The 4,189-nt window shown below is 42.5% G+C and carries 3 rRNA genes; all 3 read right to left on the bottom strand.

Annotated features, from left to right (window positions below):
- A 16S ribosomal RNA gene (locus tag EGI32_RS10680) occupies window positions 1-491 on the bottom strand; the annotation flags it as partial.
- A 1,976-nt stretch (window positions 492-2,467) separates the two neighbouring features.
- Window positions 2,468-2,579, bottom strand: a 5S ribosomal RNA gene (rrf, locus tag EGI32_RS10675).
- A gap of 120 nt (window positions 2,580-2,699) precedes the next feature.
- Window positions 2,700-4,189, bottom strand: a 23S ribosomal RNA gene (locus EGI32_RS10670); the annotation flags it as partial.

Below are 4,189 nucleotides of genomic sequence, written 5' to 3'. Positions count from 1 at the left end.
TCCTCTGGTACCGTCAAGTGAGCTAGAAAGCCCTTTTTTCGTCCCAGATAAAAGAAGTTTACAACCCAGAGGGCCTTAATCCTTCACGCGGCATGGCTGGTTCAGACTTGCGTCCATTGACCAATATTCCTTACTGCTGCCTCCCGTAGGAGTCGGGCCCGTGTCTCAGTGCCCGTGTGACTGGTCGTGCTCTCACACCAGTTACTGATCGCAGGCTTGGTGGGCCGTTACCCCGCCAACTACCTAATCAGGCGCACGCCCATCCAAAACCGCCTTGCGGCTATGATAATAAAGTGATGCCACTTCATTATATTACGGTGTATTAATCTCTCTTTCGAAAGGCTATTCACCAGTTATGGGAAGGTTGCGTACGTGTTCCGCACCCGTTTGCCGGTCGCCACCCAGTATTGCTACCTGTGCTGCCCCTCGACTTGCATGTATTAAGCCTGCCGCTAGCGTTCATCCTGAGCCAGGATCAAACTCTCCATTGTAAATGAGTTGTTTGAATCGTGACTTCGTAATTTCAAAGTGAAATTATCTTTGTCAAATTCTAATTGTTATTTTAGCTGACAAAGCCTTGTTAATCTGTTAATTATGCTGCTGTTTCCAAACTTTCAAAGATCTTTCCGAGGCTTACCCTCGCCCCTTTTTTAATTGGGAGTGCAAAGGTAAGCTTCTCTATCATTCAACCCTAATTTTATTTAAGGTTTTTTGAATTATTTTTTTTCAAATTATTTCATGTTTTCCTGTGAAAACAACCGTCGTTTTTTGAACGGACGGCGAAGGTAAAAGAGTTTATTTACCTGACCAAATTTTTATTTAAAAAGAAGAATAAAAATGGGAAATAAATTGATTTGTGTTGAAGAACTAAATGCTCTTTTTCAAAAGCGGACGGCAAAGATAAGGGTGAATATATCGCTGGCAAAATTATTTTAGAAAATTTAAAACAAAAAAGACAGGTGATAAGCTAAAACTTAATGCTGGTAAGACTTTCGGAAGAAATAAAAATAATAGCGTTGGTGTGAAGTTGCCTGCTCCATCATGATTTCTGCTTCTCTATAATTCACATTGGTACAAAACTATTACGACGAACAGGGTGATCTGCTTATTAAATTTATGCAAGTTCTCTGAGCGTGATATCTTTTCAACTCACTACATAAAGTGTATACAGTTATACATTCCTAACCCATCGCACCTAGAGGCCGGCCGGCGCCAAATTAAAACCAGGGTTTTATTGAAATTGCAAACCCTATACATGTGTTGATACTTATTGAATTGGGGCGTTTGACAATCATCAGCTCCGTTTTTATGAAAAAGAAATACATGCAAAAAATGCGTAGGGTATCATAAACAATCAAAGTTCTATTATAATTTAGCCGAAACAAACATGCCTTACTTGATAATGTGAGTCAATGATCAGGTAAGAAAGTCCGCAAGACTAAATCGTATTAGTCCAAATGGTACACACGATTAAACTCATTGCAGGATTTTTGAGCTCACTGTTTTAAATCCTGGTTTATTATTGATACTGCAGCTGCCAAATTCATATTCCTTTTTTTACGGTACCCTAAACAGGATATTGATGCATAATCAGTAACCTGAAAAATTTTATACCCGAGGTCGCAACCTCAAAGAAAATATGGCGGGATGCAATTTAAAGATGGGGTTTATAAATTACCGCTCTCTTTATATTCCCAATTATTATCTTAAAGAAATACAAAGCAGGATATTCTTTGTGATCGAATATAACAATGCCTTCATATATGCATGGGGCAGTCAATAATTGAAATAATATTATTCGTGCCATGCAACATTTGCATCATACTATTTCCTCAAAGATTGATCTGAAGGATCTTTTTCAAGGATCAGTAATACTCAGGTCTTTAATGTACCCATGGACTTCCCCAAGGGCTCCAGTTCCTGCTTTGCTTTGCAATATAGTTTTCGGAAAACTGCAGATAAACTTTATCAGCTTGGCTTTAAAATAGAATAACATTTACAACTTATCTGGATGGCCTGGTATTTTCGTCTGACAACCCATTTGGAATTTAATTCAACCAGTCCTTAGATATCATTCGCGAAGAGTTTTCTCATGTTTCACATAAGAAAATCGGGTAATTGTCCGTGGGAACTTGATAGATGTCGCCTGTGAAATCAAGCAAAAGGTAAAAAGGAATAAATATATTCCAGCATATGTAAGGCAAGTAGAGAAATATAATGCTGCCACTGGGGCAATGAGTGAATAGTGAATAGTGAATAGTGAAACCTTCGAAGGTTTACACTGATGGAGAGGGCTAGGAGTAAGTATATTACTATTGATTCGGGTGGCATGCTTCCGATGTCATTTTTGAGGTTGTCTACTCCGGGTAGTCTACACGCAGCTGTGTATTCCCGCTAGTAGTCGATAATCAGTAGTCAGTTATGGGCATAAAAAAACCCTTCAGGTTATTGAAGGGTCTTAAAAAGAATATGGCAGCTACCTACTCTCCCGCATTTCTTTGCAGTACCATCGGCCATGAGGGGCTTAACTTCTCTGTTCGGTATGGGAAGAGGTGAACACCCTCGGCAAAACCACCATAAAAAGATGATTGTCGAGCGACAATTTAATAAGTTAACATATTGGAAAAAAGAAGTAAACAAGTAATAGTATATTCATTCCCTGCATGTTGTTCCGTAGGAACAGCGTGTGGGTAATAAAAAAAAATAAAGCTTACGGGCAATTAGTACTACTCGGCTTCGATGTTACCACCCTTATACCTATAGCCTATCAACGTCATAGTCTTTGACGACCCTTAAAAGTAAACTCATCTTGAGGAAGGTTTCACGCTTAGATGCTTTCAGCGTTTATCCTGGCTGTACATAGCTACTCTGCATTGCACCTGGCGGCACAACAGATACACCAGCGGTACATACGACTCGGTCCTCTCGTACTAAAGTCATGTCCTCTCAATTTACTCGCGCCCATCACAGATAGGGACCGAACTGTCTTGCGACGTTCTGAACCCAGTTCACGTGCCACTTTAATCGGCGAACAGCCGAACCCTTGGGACCTTCTCCAGCCCCAGGATGTGACGAACCGACATCGAGGTGCCAAACCTCCCCGTCGATATGAGCTCTTGGGGGAGATCAGCCTGTTATCCCCAGAGTACCTTTTATCCTTTGAGCGACGGCCCTTCCATACAGAACCGCCGGATCACTTTAGCCGACTTTCGTCCCTGCTCGACTTGTAAGTCTCACAGTCAAGCTCCCTTATACTAATACGCTCTATGTACGATTACCAACCGTACTGAGGGAACCTTTGCAAGCCTCCGTTACACTTTAGGAGGCGACCACCCCAGTCAAACTACCCACCATGCACTGTTTCCCGTCAGGGATTAGATTCTAAATGTTTAAAGGTTGGTATTTCAACGTTGACTCCACGATGCCTAGCGACACCGCTTCAAAGTCTCCCAACTATCCTACACATCAAAAATTCAAAATCAATGCAAAGTTGTAGTGAAGGTTCATGGGGTCTTTCCGTCCCGTGACGGGTAACCGGCATCTTCACCGATACTACAATTTCACCGGGCTCGTGGAGGAGACAGTGTACAACTCATTAGACCATTCGTGCAGGTCGGAACTTACCCGACAAGGAATTTCGCTACCTTAGGACCGTTATAGTTACGGCCGCCGTTTACTGGGGCTTCAGTCAGAAGCTTTGGCTTGCGCCGAACATCCTTCCTTAACCTTCCAGCACCGGGCAGGTATCAGGCTCTATACGTCATCTTTCGATTTTGCAGGGCCCTGTGTTTTTGCTAAACAGTTGGTTGTACCATTTTACTGAGACCGACCGAAATCGGTACGCTTTATCCCGAAGTTACAGCGTTAATTTGCCTAGTTCCTTCTCCACGGCTCACCCGAGCGCCTTAGAATACTCATCCCACCCACCTGTGTCGGTTTGCGGTACGGGCTGCTTTAAACATAACTTAGAGGTTTTTCTCGGAGGTCTGATTAGGGTCACTATCAGCTAAGCCGAAGCTTCGCTGTACTATCAGGTTCGCCATCCCGTACGGATTTACCTATACAGAATATAACTACACCCTTTAACGAACTATTCCGTCAGTTCGCGGACCTTTCACTACCCCGTCACCCCATCGAATTTAAAGCAGGTGTTGGAATATTAACCAACTTGCCATCAGCTACCCCTTTC

The sequence above is a fragment of the Ferruginibacter sp. HRS2-29 genome (assembly GCF_024343615.1).
GTDB lineage: Bacteria > Bacteroidota > Bacteroidia > Chitinophagales > Chitinophagaceae > Ferruginibacter.
Note: the sequence above shows the minus strand (reverse complement) of the source record. Positions and strands in the feature narration are given on the sequence as shown.